This window comes from Thioalkalivibrio sp. ARh3 (assembly GCF_000377265.1).
Classification (GTDB): Bacteria; Pseudomonadota; Gammaproteobacteria; order Ectothiorhodospirales; family Ectothiorhodospiraceae; genus Thioalkalivibrio; species Thioalkalivibrio thiocyanoxidans.
Map to the genome: position 1 here is coordinate 164,184 of NZ_KB897951.1, position 19,312 is coordinate 183,495.

At 64.7% G+C, this 19,312-nt stretch carries 18 protein-coding genes and 1 tRNA gene; all 19 read left to right on the top strand.

Annotated features, from left to right (window positions below; translation table 11 throughout):
• The first annotated feature begins 42 nt into the window (after window positions 1-42).
• The 19 genes from ftsH (at window position 43) to C995_RS0110970 (ending at window position 19,304) form a co-directional block, all read left to right on the top strand.
• Window positions 43-1,998 carry an ATP-dependent zinc metalloprotease FtsH gene (gene ftsH, locus C995_RS0110880; protein WP_018864965.1) on the top strand — a complete coding sequence of 652 codons (1,956 nt, stop codon included), beginning with the start codon at window positions 43-45 and terminating at the stop codon, window positions 1,996-1,998.
• A 94-nt stretch (window positions 1,999-2,092) separates the two neighbouring features.
• Window positions 2,093-2,986 carry a dihydropteroate synthase gene (gene folP / locus C995_RS0110885; RefSeq protein ID WP_018864966.1) on the top strand — a complete coding sequence of 298 codons (894 nt, stop codon included), beginning with the start codon at window positions 2,093-2,095 and terminating at the stop codon, window positions 2,984-2,986.
• Window positions 2,987-3,019: 33 nt separating this feature from the next.
• Window positions 3,020-4,360: a phosphoglucosamine mutase gene (gene glmM, locus C995_RS0110890; RefSeq protein ID WP_018864967.1), complete on the top strand. Its 1,341-nt coding sequence runs from the start codon at window positions 3,020-3,022 to the stop codon at window positions 4,358-4,360.
• A 166-nt stretch (window positions 4,361-4,526) separates the two neighbouring features.
• Window positions 4,527-5,294, top strand: coding sequence for a triose-phosphate isomerase (tpiA, locus tag C995_RS0110895; RefSeq protein ID WP_018864968.1), 768 nt, complete (start codon window positions 4,527-4,529; stop codon window positions 5,292-5,294).
• Window positions 5,291-5,671, top strand: coding sequence for a preprotein translocase subunit SecG (gene secG / locus C995_RS0110900; RefSeq protein ID WP_018864969.1), 381 nt, complete (start codon window positions 5,291-5,293; stop codon window positions 5,669-5,671). The genes tpiA and secG overlap by 4 nt, the downstream gene beginning before the upstream one ends.
• Window positions 5,672-5,693: 22 nt before the next feature.
• Window positions 5,694-5,778, top strand: a tRNA-Leu gene (locus C995_RS0110905).
• A gap of 266 nt (window positions 5,779-6,044) precedes the next feature.
• Window positions 6,045-6,401: an NADH-quinone oxidoreductase subunit A gene (locus C995_RS0110910; RefSeq protein WP_012982121.1), complete on the top strand. Its 357-nt coding sequence runs from the start codon at window positions 6,045-6,047 to the stop codon at window positions 6,399-6,401.
• Entirely contained in the window at window positions 6,392-6,868 is a 477-nt protein-coding gene (locus C995_RS0110915; protein ID WP_012982122.1) for an NADH-quinone oxidoreductase subunit B family protein, read from the top strand. Before C995_RS0110910 ends, C995_RS0110915 begins: the two co-directional genes overlap by 10 nt.
• A 17-nt stretch (window positions 6,869-6,885) precedes the next feature.
• Window positions 6,886-7,605, top strand: a complete 720-nt coding sequence (locus C995_RS0110920; protein ID WP_018864971.1) for an NADH-quinone oxidoreductase subunit C — start codon at window positions 6,886-6,888, stop codon at window positions 7,603-7,605.
• On the top strand, window positions 7,598-8,851 hold the full coding sequence (locus C995_RS0110925; protein WP_018864972.1) for an NADH-quinone oxidoreductase subunit D: 1,254 nt from the start codon (window positions 7,598-7,600) through the stop codon (window positions 8,849-8,851). Before C995_RS0110920 ends, C995_RS0110925 begins: the two co-directional genes overlap by 8 nt.
• Complete coding sequence (gene nuoE, locus C995_RS0110930) at window positions 8,851-9,381, top strand: NAD(P)H-dependent oxidoreductase subunit E (RefSeq protein WP_018864973.1); 531 nt, start codon at window positions 8,851-8,853, stop codon at window positions 9,379-9,381. Before C995_RS0110925 ends, nuoE begins: the two co-directional genes overlap by 1 nt.
• Before the next feature lies 1 nt (window position 9,382).
• On the top strand, window positions 9,383-10,663 hold the full coding sequence (gene nuoF / locus C995_RS0110935; RefSeq protein ID WP_018864974.1) for an NADH-quinone oxidoreductase subunit NuoF: 1,281 nt from the start codon (window positions 9,383-9,385) through the stop codon (window positions 10,661-10,663).
• Window positions 10,664-10,695: 32 nt separating this feature from the next.
• Window positions 10,696-13,092, top strand: a complete 2,397-nt coding sequence (gene nuoG / locus C995_RS0110940) for an NADH-quinone oxidoreductase subunit NuoG (protein WP_018864975.1) — start codon at window positions 10,696-10,698, stop codon at window positions 13,090-13,092.
• A 13-nt stretch (window positions 13,093-13,105) separates the two neighbouring features.
• The gene (gene nuoH, locus C995_RS0110945) at window positions 13,106-14,170 is read left to right on the top strand and encodes an NADH-quinone oxidoreductase subunit NuoH (RefSeq protein ID WP_018864976.1); all 1,065 of its coding nucleotides are present in this window, start codon (window positions 13,106-13,108) and stop codon (window positions 14,168-14,170) included.
• A gap of 10 nt (window positions 14,171-14,180) precedes the next feature.
• Window positions 14,181-14,669 (top strand): NADH-quinone oxidoreductase subunit NuoI, encoded by a 489-nt coding sequence (gene nuoI / locus C995_RS0110950; protein ID WP_018864977.1) that lies wholly within the window; start codon window positions 14,181-14,183, stop codon window positions 14,667-14,669.
• Window positions 14,670-14,684: 15 nt separating this feature from the next.
• A complete protein-coding gene (locus C995_RS0110955; protein WP_018864978.1) occupies window positions 14,685-15,338 on the top strand; it encodes an NADH-quinone oxidoreductase subunit J in 654 nt (217 codons plus the stop codon).
• Between the two features lie 89 nt (window positions 15,339-15,427).
• Window positions 15,428-15,733, top strand: coding sequence for an NADH-quinone oxidoreductase subunit NuoK (nuoK, locus tag C995_RS0110960; RefSeq protein ID WP_012982131.1), 306 nt, complete (start codon window positions 15,428-15,430; stop codon window positions 15,731-15,733).
• 6 nt (window positions 15,734-15,739) lie between these two features.
• Window positions 15,740-17,737, top strand: coding sequence for an NADH-quinone oxidoreductase subunit L (nuoL, locus tag C995_RS0110965; protein WP_018864979.1), 1,998 nt, complete (start codon window positions 15,740-15,742; stop codon window positions 17,735-17,737).
• A 52-nt stretch (window positions 17,738-17,789) separates the two neighbouring features.
• Window positions 17,790-19,304 (top strand): NADH-quinone oxidoreductase subunit M, encoded by a 1,515-nt coding sequence (locus tag C995_RS0110970; RefSeq protein WP_018864980.1) that lies wholly within the window; start codon window positions 17,790-17,792, stop codon window positions 19,302-19,304.
• Window positions 19,305-19,312: the final 8 nt, after the last annotated feature.

Below are 19,312 nucleotides of genomic sequence, written 5' to 3' on the forward strand. Positions count from 1 at the left end.
CTCGCAGGAATCCACGTTCTTATAGTTTCTTGAGGTGTCGTTTTGAACGGTCTGGCCAAGAATTTGATCATCTGGGCGGTCATCGCGATCGTCCTGATGTCGGTGTTCAATAACTTCAGCCCGCAACAGCAGCAGGATGTGCGGAGTATTACCTATTCCGAGTTCATCCGGGATGTACAGGGCGGTCGTATCGACAGCGTCACCATCGAGGGCGACAAGATTCGCGGTCAGACCATCGAGGGTCAGCGTTTCAGCACCGTGAATCCCAACGACACCGGGCTGATCGGGGATCTCCTCCAGAACAATGTGGAGATCAACGCGCAGGAGGATGCCGAGCGCGGGTTGCTGATGAGCATTCTGATCAGCTGGTTCCCGATGCTGCTGCTGATCGCCGTGTGGATCTACTTCATGCGCCAGATGCAGGGTGGCGGTGGCGCCGGTCGTGGGGCGATGTCCTTCGGCAAGTCGAAGGCCAAGCTCATGTCCGAGGACCAGGTCAAGGTCACGTTTGGCGACGTGGCCGGGTGCGACGAGGCGAAGGACGAGGTCTCCGAGCTGGTCGACTTCCTGCGTGACCCCTCCAAGTTCCAGAAGCTGGGCGGACAGATCCCGCGCGGCGTGCTGATGGTCGGCTCGCCGGGTACCGGGAAGACGCTGCTGGCCAAGGCCATCGCCGGCGAGGCCAAGGTCCCGTTCTTCAGCATCTCCGGTTCCGACTTCGTCGAGATGTTCGTCGGCGTGGGTGCCTCGCGAGTGCGTGACATGTTCTCCGAGGCCAAGAAGCACGCCCCCTGCATCATCTTCATCGACGAGATCGATGCGGTCGGCCGCCAGCGTGGCGCCGGCATGGGTGGTGGTCATGACGAGCGCGAGCAGACGCTGAACCAGCTGCTGGTCGAGATGGACGGCTTCGAGGGTACCGAGGGGATCATCGTGATTGCCGCGACCAACCGCCCGGATGTACTCGATCCGGCGCTGCTGCGCCCGGGCCGATTTGACCGTCAGGTGGTGGTGCCGCCGCCAGACGTGCGGGGCCGCGAGCAGATCCTGAAGGTCCACATGAAAAAGACGCCGCTGGCGGATGATGTGCGCCCCGATCTGATCGCGCGGGGTACGCCGGGGTTCTCCGGTGCGGATCTTGCGAACCTGGTCAACGAGGCGGCGCTGTTTGCGGCGCGCGCCGGCAAGCGCCTGGTCGACATGAGCGACTTCGAGCGCGCCAAGGACAAGATCATGATGGGCGCCGAGCGCAAGTCCATGGTGATGTCCGAGGACGAGAAGAAGCTGACGGCCTACCACGAGGCGGGCCACGCGATCGTCGGACTGACGGTCCCCGAGCACGACCCGGTGTACAAGGTCAGCATCATCCCGCGCGGGCGCGCCCTGGGCGTGACCATGTTCCTGCCGGAGGAAGACCGCTACAGCCACTCCAAGACTCGGCTGGAGAGCCAGCTGGCGAGCCTGTTCGGTGGGCGCCTGGCGGAAGAGATCATCTTCGGCGACGAGAAAGTGACCACCGGTGCCTCCAACGACATCGAGCGTGCCACCCAGATCGCCCGCAACATGGTGACCAAGTGGGGGTTGTCCGAGAAACTGGGCCCGCTGGATTACGGAGAAGAGGAAGGGCAGCCGTTCCTGGGTGGTCAGATGGGCAAGTCCAAGCCGATGTCTGACGAGACCGCGCGGCAGATCGATGCCGAAGTGCGCCGGATCATCGACACCAACTACCAGCATGCGAAGCAGATTCTGCTGGACAATCTCGACAAGCTGCACGCGATGGCCAAGGCGTTGATGAGGTACGAGACCATCGACGACAAGCAAATCGAGGACATCATGGCCGGCCGCGAGCCGCGTGAACCGGCGGACTGGGACAGCGACAGCGGTTCCGGCGGCTCGGCGGAGGCGAGCGACGAGTCCGCCGCCGATTCCGACTCCGACGATGGCCGGGAGGACGGCGACAGCAAGGGCGTCGTCGGCGGACCTGCTCCGCAGTCCTGATCGACGCACCAATCGGGTGGCAACAGGCAACAGGCCACCATGGGCCGCCAGGGACTCTCTGGCGGCCTTTTCATTTGGCGGGGAGCACCAAGACATGGGCATGGATACGCAAGGCGTGACCGCGACCCTGCGTTGCGGAGGGCACCGGCTGGCGCTGGACCGTCCTCGAATCATGGGCATCCTGAACATCACCCCGGACTCGTTTTCCGATGGTGGGTCGTATCACCGTGTGGAGCAGGCCCTGGCGCACGCCCGCGCGATGGTGGAACAGGGTGCCGACCTGATCGATATCGGGGGCGAGTCGACGCGCCCGGGGGCGCAGCCGGTTGCGCTCGAAGAGGAACGCCGGCGGGTGTTGCCCGTGATCGAGGCCCTGTCCGCGGAACTGGATGTGCCGTTGTCGGTGGACACGATGAAACCGGAACTGATGTGCGAGGCCGTGGCGGCCGGGGCCACGCTGCTGAACGACGTCAACGGGTTCCGCGCCGAGGGGGCCTGGGAGGCCGCCGTGGCCGCCGCGCGCGAAAAGGGTGTGGCCCTGTGCGCGATGCACATGCAGGGGGAGCCGCAGTCCATGCAGCAGGCTCCGCACTACGAAGATGTCGCGCGGGAGGTCGGCGAGTTTTTGCGCGACCGGCGCGAGGCGCTGGTGCGTGCGGGCGTTCCAGGCGAGCAGTTGCTGCTGGATCCGGGCTTCGGGTTCGGCAAGACGCTGGAGCACAACCTGGCGCTGTTCCACGCACTGCCCGTGCTGGCCGACCTCGGGTCCCCACTGCTGGTGGGGGTGTCGCGCAAGTCGATGATCGGTGCCCTGCTGGGTGATCGCCCGGTACAGGAACGTGATGCCGGTTCCGCGATTGCGGCGCTGCTGGCGGCACAGGCCGGCGCGCGTGTCCTGCGTGTGCACGATGTCGCAGGGACGCGGGATGCGCTGGCGCTATACTTCGCACTGACACCACAGGCATGGCGGGGCTCCCGCCAGCCGTGATTCATATTCGACGTTAAGGGAGAAGCAAGCGGCATGGGGCGTTATTTCGGCACCGACGGGATTCGTGGGCGGACTGGCGACTGGCCGATGACGCCCGAGTTCGCGCTGCGTCTGGGCTATGCGGTGGGTGAGGTACTGGGCGCGAGATGCCAGCGTCAGGGCCCGGTGCTTGTCGGGAAGGACACCCGGGTCTCGGGTTACATGTTCGAGTCGGCCTTGCAGGCCGGCTTGTCGGCGGCGGGTCTGGATGTGGCCCTGCTGGGTCCCATGCCGACGCCCGCGGTCGCCTACCTCACACGCACCTTCCGCGCGACGGCCGGTGTGGTGATCAGCGCTTCGCACAATCCGTTTCACGATAATGGCTTCAAGTTCTTCACTCCGGAGGGCGACAAGCTCGCCGATGAGGTGGAGGAGGCCATCGAGGCGCGGCTGGAAGAGCCGCTGCGCTCGGTGGACGGAGAGCACCTGGGCAAGGCCGTGCGCATCGCGGACGCCGCCGGCCGCTATATCGAGTTCTGCAAGAGTGCGATTCCGGCACGCTCGGAGCTGCGCGGCCTGCGCGTGGTGGTTGATTGTGCCCATGGGGCGACCTACAACGTGGCCCCGCCGGTATTCGAGGAGCTCGGGGCCGAGGTGGAGGTGCTGGGCGCCCGCCCGGATGGTTACAACATCAACGCGGGTGTGGGCGCGTTGTACCCCGAGGTGATGGCCGAACAGGTAAAGGCCTCCGGAGCTGACCTCGGCATTGCCCTGGACGGCGACGGCGACCGGGTGATCCTGGCGGATGCGAATGGCAACATCGTTGATGGCGACCAGATCCTGGGGATCCTCGCGCTGGATCGCCAGCAGTCCGGCCTCCTCCGCGGAGGGGTGGTCGGCACGTTGATGACCAACCTCGGGCTCGAGAACGCCCTGAGTGAGCAGGGCATTCCGTTTGTTCGTGCGAAGGTGGGGGACCGCTATGTGCTCGAGGAGCTGCGTCAGCGTGACTGGATGCTGGGCGGTGAAGGGTCGGGCCACATTGTCTGCCTGGAGCATACGACCACGGGCGATGGAATCGTCGCGGCGTTGCAGGTGGCCCACTTGATGCATCGTACCGGCCGCTCGCTCGCCCAGCTCGCGGTGAAGATCCCGAAGCTGCCGCAGTGTCTGGTGAATGTCCCGCTTGCGGGCAAGGCCAATGGCTGTCTTGAAGCACCCGCGGTGCGTTCCGAGGTCGCCGCGGTGGAGGCCGAACTGGGCGTGCACGGGCGTGTCCTCCTGCGTCCGTCGGGTACCGAGCCGCTGGTGCGTGTGATGGTGGAGGCCGAGGACGAGAGCACTACCCGCCAGGCCGCCGAACGCATCGCCGACAGTATCCGCACGGTCGTTTGACCCGGATCATCGGGCGCGCGGTGCCCGTTCGTGCTTCCCCCCGACCAAGTGCCGGGCTCGGTTGATTTGCGCCGGGTGCGCCGGTAACATCCCGCCGCTCTAATCATTATGATCGGACTCCGTGTATCTGACCGGATCCGACCGTTCTCGCAGGAGGAAGATCCGCATGCGCAAGCCGCTGGTCGCCGGTAACTGGAAGATGAACGGTTCGCGCGAGGCGAACCGCGCCCTCCTGTCGGCCCTGAAGGGTAGTCTGGATGACCTGCAGGGCGTCGACGTCGCGGTGTGTCCGCCCGCCGTCTATCTCGCCGAGATCGCCGACACCCTGTCGGGCAGTGTGATCGAGGTGGGTGCCCAGGACTGCTCGGATCAGGAAAAGGGCGCCTATACCGGTGAGCTGGCCGGTTCCATGCTGGCCGAGGCGGGCTGTCGTTACGTGATCGTTGGTCACTCCGAGCGCCGCGAGCGCCAGAACGAGACCAGCGAATGGGTGGCGGCCAAGTTCATCGCCGCCCAGGCCGCCGGCCTGACTCCAATCCTGTGTGTCGGCGAGCAGAAGAACGATCGCGAGGACGGACGCACCGAGTCGGTGGTGTCGGAACAGCTGGACGCGGTACTCGATGCGGCCGGCGTCGAGGCCTTCGACCGTGCCGTGATCGCCTACGAGCCGGTCTGGGCGATCGGGACCGGTCTGACTGCCACGCCCGAGCAGGCGCAGGAAGTGCATGCCTTTATCCGCAACCGCATCGCGGGGCGTGATCCCCGCGTGGCCGCGGATCTGCGCATCCTCTACGGCGGCAGCATGAAGGCCGACAACGCCGCGGGTCTGCTCGCGCTGGAAGACATCGACGGCGGCCTGATCGGTGGCGCCTCGCTGGATGCCGACGCCTTTACCGCGATCGCCCGTGCAGCGGGCGAGCGGGTCCCGGCATGATCTACGGGTTGCTCCTGGTCGTTCAGGTGGCGGTCTCGATCGCCCTGATCGCCCTTGTGCTGATGCAGCATGGCAAGGGTGCCGACGCGGGTGCGGCCTTTGGCAGTGGCGCGTCTGCGACCGTGTTCGGCGCACGGGGGTCGGCGAATTTCCTGAGTCGTTCCACGGCCTTTCTCGCGGTGGTGTTCTTCCTGAACAGCCTGACACTGGCCTATCTAGCTTCCTCGACGCCTCAGGCGGAGAGCCTCATGGACCAGCTGGAGGCGCAAGAGCTTCAGGAAGAGGGCGACATCCCGGAAGGGGTTCCCGGGACGGTCCCGCCGGAGGAAGAGGCGGATAGGCCGGCACCCGATCGCCCGGCCGACGTACCTGAGTAGGCCGTTGCGGCCTCGTAATCAAGCAGATGTGGTGGAATTGGTAGACACGCTATCTTGAGGGGGTAGTGGCGAAAGCCGTGTGGGTTCGAGTCCCACCATCTGCACCATATTCAACGGCGCTCGGAGTCATGCTGCAATGTGGCGCCGAGAGTCAAAACAAATAAAAATCAGTAACTTATAAAATAAGAGACACTTGACACCGTTTTTGCGGTTCACCTAGACTCCGTGCCCGGTATGCGCCCCGGCCTCGTCCATCGAGGTGGCCACCTGCCGGCGCATTCAACCAGCAACGCTAGAACGGCTCGCGGACGCGCCGGATCCACGCGGCACCCTGCGAACCGACCCGCCCGAGGGCGGTGTACGGGAGAGAGACATGCTGGAAGGTTATCTACCCATCCTGCTGTTCATCGCAGTGGGCATCGTGATCGGCATCGTGCCGCTGGTGGTCGGGATGGCCGTCGGGCCGCGCAAGCCGGACGCCGCGAAGAACTCGCCATACGAGTGCGGCTTCGAGGCCTTCGAGGACTCGCGGCTGAAGTTCGACGTGCGCTTCTACCTGGTCGCGATCCTCTTCATCATCTTCGATCTTGAGATCGCATTTCTCTTCCCGTGGGCGGTATCGCTGGATGCCATTGGCCTGTTCGGGCTTCTTGCGATGGCCGTGTTTTTGCTCATTCTGGTCGTTGGGTTCATTTATGAGTGGAAGAAGGGGGCGCTGGAATGGGAATAGAAGGCGTTCTTGAAAAGGGCTTCGTCACCACCTCGGCTGACAAGCTCATCAACTGGGCGCGTACAGGCTCCCTGTGGCCCATGACTTTCGGGCTGGCTTGTTGCGCGGTGGAGATGATGCATGCGGGTGCCGCGCGCTATGACCTGGACCGGTTCGGGATCATCTTCCGGCCCAGCCCGCGCCAGTCGGACGTGATGATCGTCGCCGGCACGCTGGTCAACAAGATGGCTCCGGCGCTGCGCAAGGTGTACGACCAGATGCCCGAGCCGCGCTGGGTGATCTCGATGGGTTCCTGCGCGAATGGCGGCGGCTACTACCACTACTCCTACGCCGTGGTGCGCGGGTGCGACCGCATCGTGCCGGTGGATGTCTACGTGCCGGGCTGTCCGCCCACGGCCGAGGCACTGCTCTACGGCATCATCCAGCTGCAGAACAAGATCCGGCGCACGAACACCATCGCGCGCTGACGCACCCGGGGTTTCAGATGGCTGAACAAGACAACTGGATCGACGCCCTGCGGGCGGAACTGGGCGACGCCCTGGAGACGGTCACGGAGGCCTATGACGAGGTCACGGTCGATATCCGGCCAGAGTCCTGGCGCGAGGCCGCTGAGAAGCTGCGTGACGCGTTCGGCTTCGAGATCCTGATCGACCTGTGTGGCGTGGACTATCTCGAGTACGGCCAGGACGAGTGGGGCACCGAGTCCGCGACCAACACCGGCTTCTCCCGCGGGGTCGAGGCGGCCACCTCCGGGCGCTTTACCTTCGACGACGCCCCGGAAGACAGCCTCTGGGACGGTCCGCGTTTCACCGTCGCCGTGCAGCTGCTGTCGATCCAGCACAATCGCCGCCTGCGCATGCGCGCCTGGCTGGCGGATGACGAATTCCCCGAGATCGAGTCGCTGGTGGAGGTCTGGGCCTCGGCCAACTGGTTCGAGCGCGAGGCCTTTGACCTGTTCGGGATCCTGTTCTCCGGGCATCCGGACCTGCGCCGCATCCTCACCGACTACGGCTTTGTCGGCCATCCGTTCCGCAAGGACTTCCCGCTGGTCGGTCATGTGGAGATGCGCTACGACGCCGAGCAGGCGCGCGTGGTGTACCAGCCGGTGACCATCGAGCCGCGCGTGCTGGTGCCCAAGGTGATCCGCGACGACCATCGCTACAGCGAGGGCCAGAAGCCGGGCGAAGGAGCCGAGAATGCCTGAGATTCGCAACTTCACCCTGAACTTCGGGCCGCAGCATCCGTCCGCCCATGGCGTGCTGCGCCTTGTGCTGGAGATGGACGGCGAGGTCGTGCAGCGCGCCGACCCGCATATCGGTCTGCTGCATCGCGGTACCGAAAAGCTCGCCGAGAGCAAGCCCTACAACCAGTCCATTGGCTACATGGACCGCCTCGACTACGTGTCGATGATGGCCAACGAGCACGGCTATGTGCTCGCGATGGAAAAGCTGCTCCAGATCGAGGCCCCGCTGCGCGCGCAGTACATCCGGGTGATGTTCGACGAGATCACCCGCATCCTGAATCACCTGATGTGGCTGGGCGCCCACGCGCTGGATATCGGCGCGATGGCGGTGTTCCTTTATGCCTTCCGCGAGCGCGAGGACCTGATGGACTGCTACGAGGCGGTCTCCGGCGCGCGTATGCACGCGACCTACTATCGCCCGGGTGGGGTTGCGCGCGACCTGCCGGGCACGATGCCGCAGTACCAGCCGTCTTCGTGGAAGTCCCAGGATGTCGTGGATGACCTGAACAGGATTCGTCAGGGCTCGCTGCTGGACTTCATCGAGGCGTTTACCGAGCGTTTCCCGGGGTGCGTGGACGAGTACGAGACCCTGCTGACCGACAACCGCATCTGGAAGCAGCGCACCGTGGGTATCGGCGTGGTCGATCCCGAACGCGCCATGCAGCTGGGCTTTACCGGCCCGATGCTGCGCGGCTCCGGCATCGAGTGGGACCTGCGCAAGAAGCAGCCGTACGAGGTCTATGACCGGCTCGACTTCGATATCCCGGTGGGTGCCAACGGCGACTGCTACGACCGCTACCTGGTCCGCATGGAGGAGATGCGCCAGTCCAATCGCATCATCCGCCAGTGTGTGGACTGGCTGCGCCAGAACCCGGGCCCGGTGCTGCTGGAGGATCACAAGATCACCCCGCCCAAGCGCGAGGAGATGAAGGCCGACATGGAGGCCCTGATCCACCACTTCAAGCTGTTCACCGAGGGCATGTGCCTGCCGGAGGGCGAGGCCTACGCCGCGGTGGAACATCCGAAGGGCGAGTTCGGCGTGTACCTCGTCTCGGATGGTTCCAACAAGCCCTATCGTCTGAAGGTCCGTCCGCCGGGCTTTGTGCACCTGTCCGCGCTGGACGAGATGGCGCGCGGCCACATGCTGGCCGATGTGGTCGCGATCATCGGGACCCAGGACATCGTATTCGGGGAGATCGACCGCTGATGGCTGCCGAACAGAAAACCGTCGCCTTCCACAAGCCCGCGGGCAAGAAGGTCGAGCTCAGCGACCACGAGCGCGAGGAGATCGATACCTGGCTGGCGCGCTATCCAGACGACCAGAAGCGCTCTGCGGTGCTGGCCGCCCTGCGCGCGGTACAGCACGAGGACGGCTATCTCTCCACCGAGAAGATGGACGCCGTGGCCGAGTACCTGGATCTGCCGCCGATCGCGGTCTACGAGGTCGGTTCGTTCTACTCCATGTATTCGCTGGAGCCGGTGGGCAAGCACACGATCATGGTGTGCAACAACATCTCCTGCATGCTGCGCGGTTCGGACAAGATTATCGAGCACCTGGAAAACCGGCTCGGCATCAAGCTCGGCGAAAGCACGCCGGACGGCAAGTTCTACCTGAAGCAGGAAGAGGAGTGCCTGGCGGCCTGTTGTGGTGCCCCGATGATGCAGGTGGATCACGTCTACTACGAGAATCTCACCCCCGAGAAGGTGGACGAGATTCTCGACGGTCTGGAGAAGTAGCATGGCCAACCAGATCTGCTTTGCGACCCGCTACCTGGACGATCCGGCCTCGCTCGAGACCTACAAGAGCGTCGGCGGTTACCAGGCCCTGGAGAAGGTCTACAAGGGCAAGATGTCCCCCGAGGACGTGATCGAGGAGGTCAAGGCCTCCAATCTGCGCGGCCGCGGCGGGGCGGGCTTCCCCACCGGGCTCAAGTGGTCCTTCATGCCGCGCAACACCCCGGGGCAGAAGTACATCGTCTGCAACTCGGACGAATCCGAGCCGGGCACCTGCAAGGACCGCGAGATCCTGATGTACAACCCGCATGCCCTGATCGAGGGCATGGCGATCGCCGGCTACGCGATCGGTGCGACGGTGGGCTACAACTACATGCGCGGCGAGTTCATGGACGAGGTGAACACCCGCTTCATGGCCGCGCTGGACGAAGCCTACGCGAACGGTTATCTGGGCAAGGACATCTTCGGCTCCGGGGTCGATTTCGATCTCTACCCGTCGCTGGGTGCCGGCGCCTACATCTGCGGCGAGGAGACGGCGCTGCTGGAGTCGCTGGAAGGCAAGAAGGGCCAGCCGCGCTTCAAGCCGCCGTTCCCGGCCAATTACGGTCTCTACGGCAAGCCGACCACCATCAACAATACCGAGTCGCTGGCTTCGATCCCGGCGATCATCCGCAACGGCGGGCAATGGTTCGCCGATCTGGGCGTGCCCAAGTCCGGTGGCGAGAAACTCTTTTCCGTGTCCGGGCACGTGAACAAGCCGGGGAACTACGAGATCCCGCTGGGCACGCCGTTCAAGGACCTGCTGGAGATGGCCGGCGGCGTGCTGAACGGGCGGAAGCTCAAGGCCGTGATCCCTGGCGGATCATCGGTGCCGGTGGTCCCGGGCGACGCGATGCTGAAGGCCAACATGGACTTCGACTCCATCGCCCAGGCCGGTTCCATGCTGGGCTCCGGCGCGGTGATCGTGATGGACGAGACCGCCGACATGGTCAAGGCCCTGCAGCGCATCTCCCGTTTCTACTTCTCCGAGTCGTGCGGCCAGTGCACGCCCTGCCGCGAGGGCACCGGCTGGCTCTACCGCATGCTGACCCGCATCGTCGAGGGGCAGGGTCGCCCCGAGGACCTGGAACGCCTGGACGATGTGGCCAGCAAGATCGAGGGGCATACCATCTGCGCCCTGGGTGATGCCGCGGCGATGCCGGTGCGCAGCTTCGTCAAGCACTTCCGCCACGAATTCGAATACTACATCCAGCACGGTCGGAGCCCGGTGGCAGACGCCGCCTGACGCCCTCCGCGCATCCGCAGCAGGAATCGAGCATGAGTCAGGATCAGAAGCAGGATCTGGTCAGCATCGAGATTGACGGCCGCACGATCGAGGCGCCCAAGGGCGCCATGCTGATCGACGTGGCGGACGATGCCGATATCCGCATTCCGCGGTTTTGCTACCACAAGAAGCTGTCGGTGGCGGCGAACTGCCGTATGTGTCTGGTCGAGGTGGAGAAGGCGCCCAAGCCGCTCCCCGCCTGCGCGACCCCGGTCATGGACGGGATGAAGGTCTACACCCAGTCCCCGCTGGCGCTGCGCGCGCAGAAGGGGACCATGGAGTTCCTGCTGATCAACCACCCGCTGGACTGCCCGATCTGCGATCAGGGTGGCGAGTGCGAGCTGCAGGACGTGGCCATGGGCTACGGCGAGAGCGTATCCAAGTACACCGAAGCCAAGCGCGTGGTGAAGGACAAGGACATCGGTCCGCTGATCGAGACCGAGATGACCCGCTGCATCCACTGCACCCGCTGCGTGCGCTTTGGCGAAGAGATCGCCGGGGTGCGCGAACTGGGCGCCACGGGGCGCGGCGAGCACATGCGCATTGGCACCTACGTCGAGAAGACCGTGGCCCACGAGCTGTCGGGCAACGTGATCGACCTGTGCCCGGTCGGTGCGCTGACCGCCAAGCCGTCGCGCTACACCGCGCGCGCCTGGGAGCTTTCGCAGGCCGCGACCATCGCCCCGCACGATGCAGTCGGTTCCAACCTCTATCTGCATACCCACGACGGGCGTGCGATGCGCGTGGTGCCGCGCGACAACGAGGCGGTCAACGAGACCTGGATCTCCGACCGCGACCGCTTCAGCTACACCGGCCTGTATGCCGAGGATCGCCTGACCCGGCCGCGCATGAAGGTGGACGGCCAGTGGCAGGACGTCTCCTGGGAGACCGCCCTGAGCTATGCGGTAGAGGGCCTGAAGGAGACCGCCCCCGAGCGAATGGGTGCGCTGCTCTCCCCGTCGCTTTCGGTGGAGGAGCACTACCTGGCGCAGAAGGTGCTGCGTGGCATGGGCGTCACCGACATCGACCATCGGCTGGACCAGGTGGATTTCTCCGACGAGGCGGCCGCACCGTTGTTCCCGTATCTCGGCTCGTCGATCGGCGAGCTGGAGACCGCAGACGCCGTGCTGCTGGTCGGCACCAATCCACGGCGCGAGCAGCCGCTGCTGGCACATCGCCTGCGCAAGGCGGCATCGCGCGGGGCGCGCGTCAGTCTGATCAACGACATGCTGCTGGATCTGACCTATCCGGTTCAGGCCCAGCTGGTCGGGCACGAGCGTGACCAGGTGATGGCACTGGCAGGTGTCGCCGGGCAACTCGCCGCCGCCGGCAAGTCGCTGCCGAAGAAGCTGGAAAAGATCGTCAAGGCCGCCGAGTCCGATGACGCGGACACACGTGCGGCGTTCGACCACATTGCGAAGTCGCTGCTGGATGCCGAGCAGGGCCATGTACTGCTGGGCCAGGTCGCGATCCACGGGCCGGCCTTCGCCACCCTGCGGGCGCTGGCGGGCTGGATCGCCAAGCATACCGGTGCCCGGCTGGGCTATCTGCCGGCCGGTGCCAGCGCCGCGGGTGCCTGGCTGGCCGGCGCGCTGCCGCACCGGGGACCTGCCGGGGCCGAGATCGACGCAGCCGGCAAGAACGCCGTCCAGATGATCACTGAGGGCCGGGAGGCCTTCGTGCTGGCCGGTGTCGAGCCGGGCCGCGACGGCGCCGATCCGGTGGCGCTCCGCGCCGCGCTGGACAAGGCCGGGTTCGTGGTCGCCCTGAGTGCCTACGCCAGCACGGATCTCGAGGCCGTGGCCGACGTCCTGCTCCCGGTCGCAACCAGCTTCGAGAACTCCGGGACCTTCGTGAATGTGGAGGGCCGCTGGCAGAGCTACCGCGCCGCCGCCCGTGCGCCGGAAGACGTTCGTCCCGGCTGGAAGGTCTGGCGCGTGCTCGGGAATCTGCTGGAACAGCGCGGCATGGATTACCTCGATTCGCGCGCGGTGCGCGACGAACTGAAGGGTCTTCTGACGGATGCCAGTTTCGACACCGCGGTCAACATGAACAAGGTCCAGGTCTCCCTGCCGGAACCGGCACAGGGCGGCCTGTATCGGGTCCAGGCCGCCGGGCTGTACAGCACCGATGCCGTGGTGCGCCGCGCCGAGCCGTTGCAGACCAGCCCCGAGGGCGAGCTGGCCGAGTGCGTGGTCGTGCATCCCGAATCCGCGGGCGGACTGGATACAGGTTCGCGCGTGAAGCTGCGCCAAGATGGCGCCGAGACGGAACTGACCCTGATCCTGGACGACGCCGTGCCGGTGGGCCTGGCGGTGACCTTTGCGGGCTCGACGGCCATGGGCCGGTTGGGCGCCCCGAACGCCACGGTCACGCTCGCGCGTGCCTGAGGGAACGTAAGACATGTTCGACTGGATGATGAACTTCTACAGCGGCCTGCCGACAGTGATCCAGATCCTGATCGGCATTCAGCTGATCGTGATCCCGCTGATGCTGGCCGTGGCCTATACGACCTTTGCCGAACGCAAGGTGATTGGCTATGCCCACGTGCGCGTCGGGCCGAACCGGGTGGGCCCGCGCGGCTGGCTGCAGCCGATCGCGGACGCGCTGAAGCTGCTGACCAAGGAGGTCATCCTTCCGACCAACGCCAACCGCTTCCTGTTCCTTAGCGCCCCGGTGCTGACCATTGCCCCGGCGCTGGCCGCCTGGGCGGTGATCCCGTTCTTCGAGGGCGGGGCGCTCGCCGACGTAAACGCAGGACTGCTGTACCTGCTCGCACTGACCTCGCTGGGCGTGTACGGGATCATCATCGCCGGCTGGGCGTCGAACTCGAAGTACGCGCTGCTGGGCTCGCTGCGTTCGGCCGCGCAACTGGTCTCCTACGAGATCGCGATGGGCTTTGCGCTGGTGGGCGTGCTGATGGCCGCCGGCACGCTGAACGTGGGCGGCATCGTCGAGGCCCAGTCGGGGAGCATGTATCACTGGTTCCTGCTGCCGCTGCTGCCGCTGTTCTTTGTGTATTTCATCTCCGGGATCGCCGAGACCAACCGTGCCCCGTTCGACGTGGCCGAGGGCGAGTCCGAGATCGTCGCCGGTTTCCACGTCGAGTACTCGGGCATGGCCTTTGCCGTGTTCTTCCTGGCCGAGTACGCGAACATGATCCTGATCTCGGCCCTGGTCGCGATCCTGTTCCTTGGTGGCTGGCTGTCGCCGTTCCAGGGGATCCTGCCGCAGGCGGCCTTTGACCTGCCGGTGATCGGTGCGCTGCTGGGTCACGGCATCCACTGGTTCCTGTTCAAGACGGCGGTGTTCCTGTTCGCCTTCTTGTGGTTCCGCGCCACCTTCCCGCGCTATCGCTATGACCAGATCATGCGTCTGGGCTGGAAGGTGCTGATCCCGGTGACCATCCTCTGGCTGTTTGTCGAAGGCGTGCTGGTCGCGTTCAACGTCGGCCCGTGGTTCGCCTGAGGAGTTCGTGATGAAAGCGTTGCGCCGTTACCTGAAGAGTTTTCTGTTCTTTGAGCTGCTGCTGGGGCTGCGCCTGACCGGGCGCTACCTGCTCAGTCGCAAGTTCACCGTGCAGTACCCGGACGAGAAGACCCCAATGTCGCCGCGTTTCCGCGGCCTGCATGCGCTGCGCCGCTACCCGAATGGCGAGGAACGCTGCATTGCCTGCAAGCTGTGCGAGGCGGTCTGCCCGGCGCTGGCGATTACCATCGATTCCGAGGAGCGCGCGGACGGCACGCGCCGCACCACGCGCTACGACATCGACCTGTTCAAGTGCATCTTCTGCGGCTTCTGCGAAGAGGCCTGCCCGGTGGATTCCATCGTCGAGACGCACATCTTCGAGTACCACTTCGAAAACCGGGGCGAGCAGATCATGACCAAGGACAAGCTCCTGGCCATTGGTGATCGCTTCGAGAAAGAGATCGCCGAGGCCCGCGCGGTCGACGCCCCGTACCGGTAACGCAGGGAACGCCCCATGACCTTCGAGCTGCTTCTTTTCTATCTCTTCGGCGCGATCCTGCTGGGCGGGGCGCTGGCGATGATCAGTGTCCGCAACCCGGTGCACGCGGCCCTGTTTCTGGTGCTGTGCTTTTTCGCCGCGGCGGCAATCTGGCTGCTGGCGGAGGCGGAGTTCCTCGGCATCGTGCTGGTGCTGGTCTATGTCGGCGCGGTCATGGTGTTGTTCCTGTTCGTGGTCATGATGCTGGACATCAACCTCGCCAAGCTGCGCGAGGGCTTCACCGAGTATCTGCCGGTGGGCATCGTGGTCGCGGTGGCGATGGCGACCGTGCTGGTGGCCGTGATCACCCGCTACATCACGATGGATGTGCCGGAGCGCGCTGGGCCGGAGTACGCCAATACCGAGGCACTGGGCGCGATCCTCTACACCGACTACGTCTATCCGTTCGAGATCGCGGCGGTGATCCTGCTGGTGGCGATCATCGCGGCGATCTCGCTGACCATGCGCAAGCGTCCGGACAACAAGTCGATCGACCCGGGCCAGCAGATGGCGGTCTCCCGCGAGGGTCGAGTACGCATGGTCTCCATGGCATCCGAGAAGAAGAAGTCCCCGCGTCGGGGCGCCCAGGGCGGCGGCGCGGATGGGCAGCAGGACGACCAGTCGAAATAGGCAATCCGAGTAACTAGGCATTCCGGCCAGAGGTCGGGACCCGGACACCGGGGGCGGATTTCGCCCTCGAAAGAACTCAGGGCTAGAACATGATTACGCTAGAGCACTACCTGGTGCTGGCCGCGCTGTTGTTTTCGATCAGTGTGGCCGGGATCTTCCTGAACCGGAAAAACGTGATCGTGCTGTTGATGTGCATCGAGCTGATGCTGCTCGCGGTGAACATCAACTTCATTGCCTTTTCGTTCTTCCTGCAGGACCTCGCGGGCCAGGTGTTCGTGTTTTTCATCCTGACCGTCGCCGCGGCCGAGGCGGCCATCGGCCTCGCCATCCTGGTGTTGCTGTTCCGTAATCGCGGAACCATCAACGTCCAGGATCTGGACGCAATGAAGGGATAACGGGCCATGGATACGATCTATCTACTTATCGTCCTGGCGCCGCTGTTCGGCGCGATCATCGCCGGCCTGTTCGGCCGCCAGATCGGCCGGGCCGGGGCGCACAGCGTCACCATCCTCGGGGTGGCGATCTCGTTCATCCTGTCCGTGGTGGTCTTCTGGGCGCACGTCTTCGGTGACGCCGGGGTCTATAACGAGACCGTCTACACCTGGATGGTCTCCGACGGGATCCAGTTCGAGGTCGGGTTCCTGGTCGATAACCTGACCGCGCTGATGATGCTCGTCGTCACCTTCGTCTCGCTGATGGTGCACATCTACACCATTGGCTACATGAAGGACGATCCGGGCTACCAGCGCTTCTTCGCCTACATCTCGCTGTTCACCTTCTCCATGCTGATGCTGGTGATGGCGAACAACTTCATGCAGCTGTTCTTTGGCTGGGAGGCCGTGGGGCTGGTTTCCTACCTGCTGATCGGTTTCTGGTACAAGCGTCCGACCGCGACCTACGCCAACATGAAGGCGTTTATCGTCAACCGCGTGGGGGACTTCGGCTTCCTGATCGGGATCGCCGCGCTGGTGTTCTATGCCGGCAGCCTGAACTACACCGAGGTGTTCGCCGAAGCGGAGTCCATGCGTGATGCGACCATCACCATCTGGCCGGGCTGGACCTTCGGCCTGCTGGACCTGGCGCTGATCTTCCTGTTCATCGGCGCGATGGGCAAGTCCGCCCAGGTGCCGCTGCACGTCTGGCTGCCGGACTCCATGGAAGGCCCGACCCCGATCTCCGCGCTGATCCATGCGGCGACCATGGTGACCGCGGGCATCTTCATGGTGGCGCGCATGTCGCCGCTGTACGAGTTCTCCGTCCCGGCACTGTCGATGATCCTGATCATCGGGGCGATCACGGCGTTCTTCATGGGTCTGATCGGGCTGGTCCAGAACGACATCAAGCGCGTGGTGGCGTACTCGACGCTGTCGCAGCTGGGCTACATGACCGTCGCGCTGGGCGCCTCCGCCTATGCCGCTGGACTGTTCCACCTGATGACGCATGCCTTCTTCAAGGCGCTGCTGTTCCTGGCCGCGGGCTCGGTAATCATCGCGATGCACCACCTGCAGGACATGCGCGCGATGGGCGGGCTGCGGCGGCACATGCCGATCACCTACGTGACCGCGCTGATCGGCTCGCTGGCACTGATCGGCTTCCCGTTCTTCTCCGGGTTCTTCTCCAAGGACGCGATCATCGAGGCGGTTGGCTACTCCGAGATCCCGGGAGCCACCTTTGCCTACTGGCTGGTGCTCGCCGGGGTGTTCGTGACCGCGCTGTACACCTTCCGCATGTTCTTCCTCGTCTTCCACGGCGAGGAGCGCTACGACCAGGCGCACAAGTACATGCCGGATCACGGCGACGAGGACGATGATCATCACGACCATGGCCCGCTGCACCCGAAGGAGTCTCCGTGGGTGGTGACGGTGCCTCTGATTTTGCTGGCAATCCCTTCGGTGGTGGCCGGCTACTTCATCGGTCCGATGCTGTTCGGCGACTTCTTTGCCGACAGTCTGTTCGTGCTGCCGGAGCAGGACGTGCTGGCGACCAAGGGCGAGACCTACACCGGCGTGATCGCGTTCGTGCTGCATGGCCTGATGCTGCCTGCGTTCTGGCTGGCGATGGCGGGTCTGGGCACGGCCTGGTACCTGTACATGAAGCGGCCCGAACTGCCGGGCGTGATCGCCGAACGGCTGAAGCTGGGCGTGCGCATCCTCGAGGACAAGTATGGCTTCGACCGCTTCAATGACTGGTTCTTCGCGGGCGGGACTGTTCGCCTGGGCCGCGCGCTGTGGCGCTACGGGGACGCGCTGATCATCGACGGGCTGCTGGTCAACGGCACGGCGCGCTCGGTCGGCTGGATCTCGGCGCGCATCCGCCACATGCAGTCCGGTTTCCTCTACCACTACGCGTTCGTGATGATCATCGGCCTGCTGGTCCTGATGTTCGCCTTCGTGATCTGAGCGGCTTCGACACCCATGCGCTCGAAGCCCATCGCTGTTTCAAGGAACGACCATGTTTGCTGACTGGCCTATCTTGAGTCTGTTGATCTGGCTGCCGATTCTCGGCGGCTTCCTGGTGCTTGCCGCCGGGCGCGATGCGCCCCATGTGGCGCGGCGGCTCGGGCTCGCGGTGGCCGTGGCGACCTTTGTGGCCAGCCTGCCGCTGTGGTTCGCGTTCGAGCGCGGTACCGCGGAGATGCAGTTCCAGGAACTGGCCTCGTGGATCCCGGCGTTCAACGTGAACTACCACCTGGGCGTGGACGGCATCTCCATGCCGCTGATCCTGCTGACCACGCTGATCACCGTGATCGTGATCATTGCCGCCTGGGAGTCGGTGAAGGACCGCATTGCCTATTACATGTCGGCGATGCTGGTGATGGAAGGCCTGATGATCGGCATGTTCGCGGCGATGGACGCGGTGCTGTTCTACGTGTTCTTCGAGGCGATGCTGATTCCGATGTTCCTGGTGATCGGGATCTGGGGCGGTCCGCGGCGCGTCTACGCGACCATCAAGTTCTTCCTCTATACCTTCCTGGGCTCGGTGTTCATGCTGGTCGCGCTGATCTGGATGTACATCCAGTCCGGCAGCTTCCTGATCCAGGACTTCCATGCCCTGCAGATCGGCATGACCGCGCAGATACTGATCTTCCTCGCCTTCTTCATGGCGTTCGCGGTGAAGATCCCGATGTTCCCGGTGCATACCTGGCTGCCGGATGCGCACGTAGAGGCACCGACCGGCGGCTCGGTGATCCTGGCCGCGATCATGCTGAAGATCGGGGGCTACGGCTTCCTGCGCTTCTCGCTGCCGATCACGCCGGATGCCTCGGCGGTGCTGGATACGCTGATGATCGTGCTGTCGCTGATCGCGATCGTGTACATCGGCCTGGTCGCCCTGATCCAGAGCGACATGAAAAAGCTGATCGCCTATTCGTCGATCGCGCACATGGGCTTTGTGACGCTGGGCTTCTTCCTCGCCTTCTACATCTACCGCAATACCGGTGACTGGGAAGGCGCCTCGCTGGGTATCGCCGGCGGCATGGTGCAGATGATCTCGCACGGCTTTATCTCCGCGGCGATGTTCCTCGCGGTCGGCGTGCTGTACGACCGCCTGCACAGCCGGCAGATCTCGGACTACGGCGGTGTAGTGAACACCATGCCCTGGTTCGCCGCGTTCTTCGTGCTGTTCGCGATGGCCAACACCGGCCTGCCGGGCACCTCCGGCTTCGTCGGCGAGTTCATGGTCATCCTGGCCGCGTTCAAGGCGGACTTCTGGATCGCCTTCCTGGCCGCGACCACGCTGATCCTGGCCGCGGGCTACACCCTGTGGCTGGTCAAGCGCGTGATCTTCGGCGCGGTGGCCAACGACAACGTGGCCAGTCTGTCCGACATGAACCGCCGCGAGTTCTTCCTGATGGGCGTGCTGGCCTTCTTCACCCTGCTGCTGGGTGTATGGCCGGCGCCGCTGCTGGATGTGATGAACGCGACCATCGACCACCTCGTGGCGCATATCGCGCACTCGAAGCTCTGAACGGACGC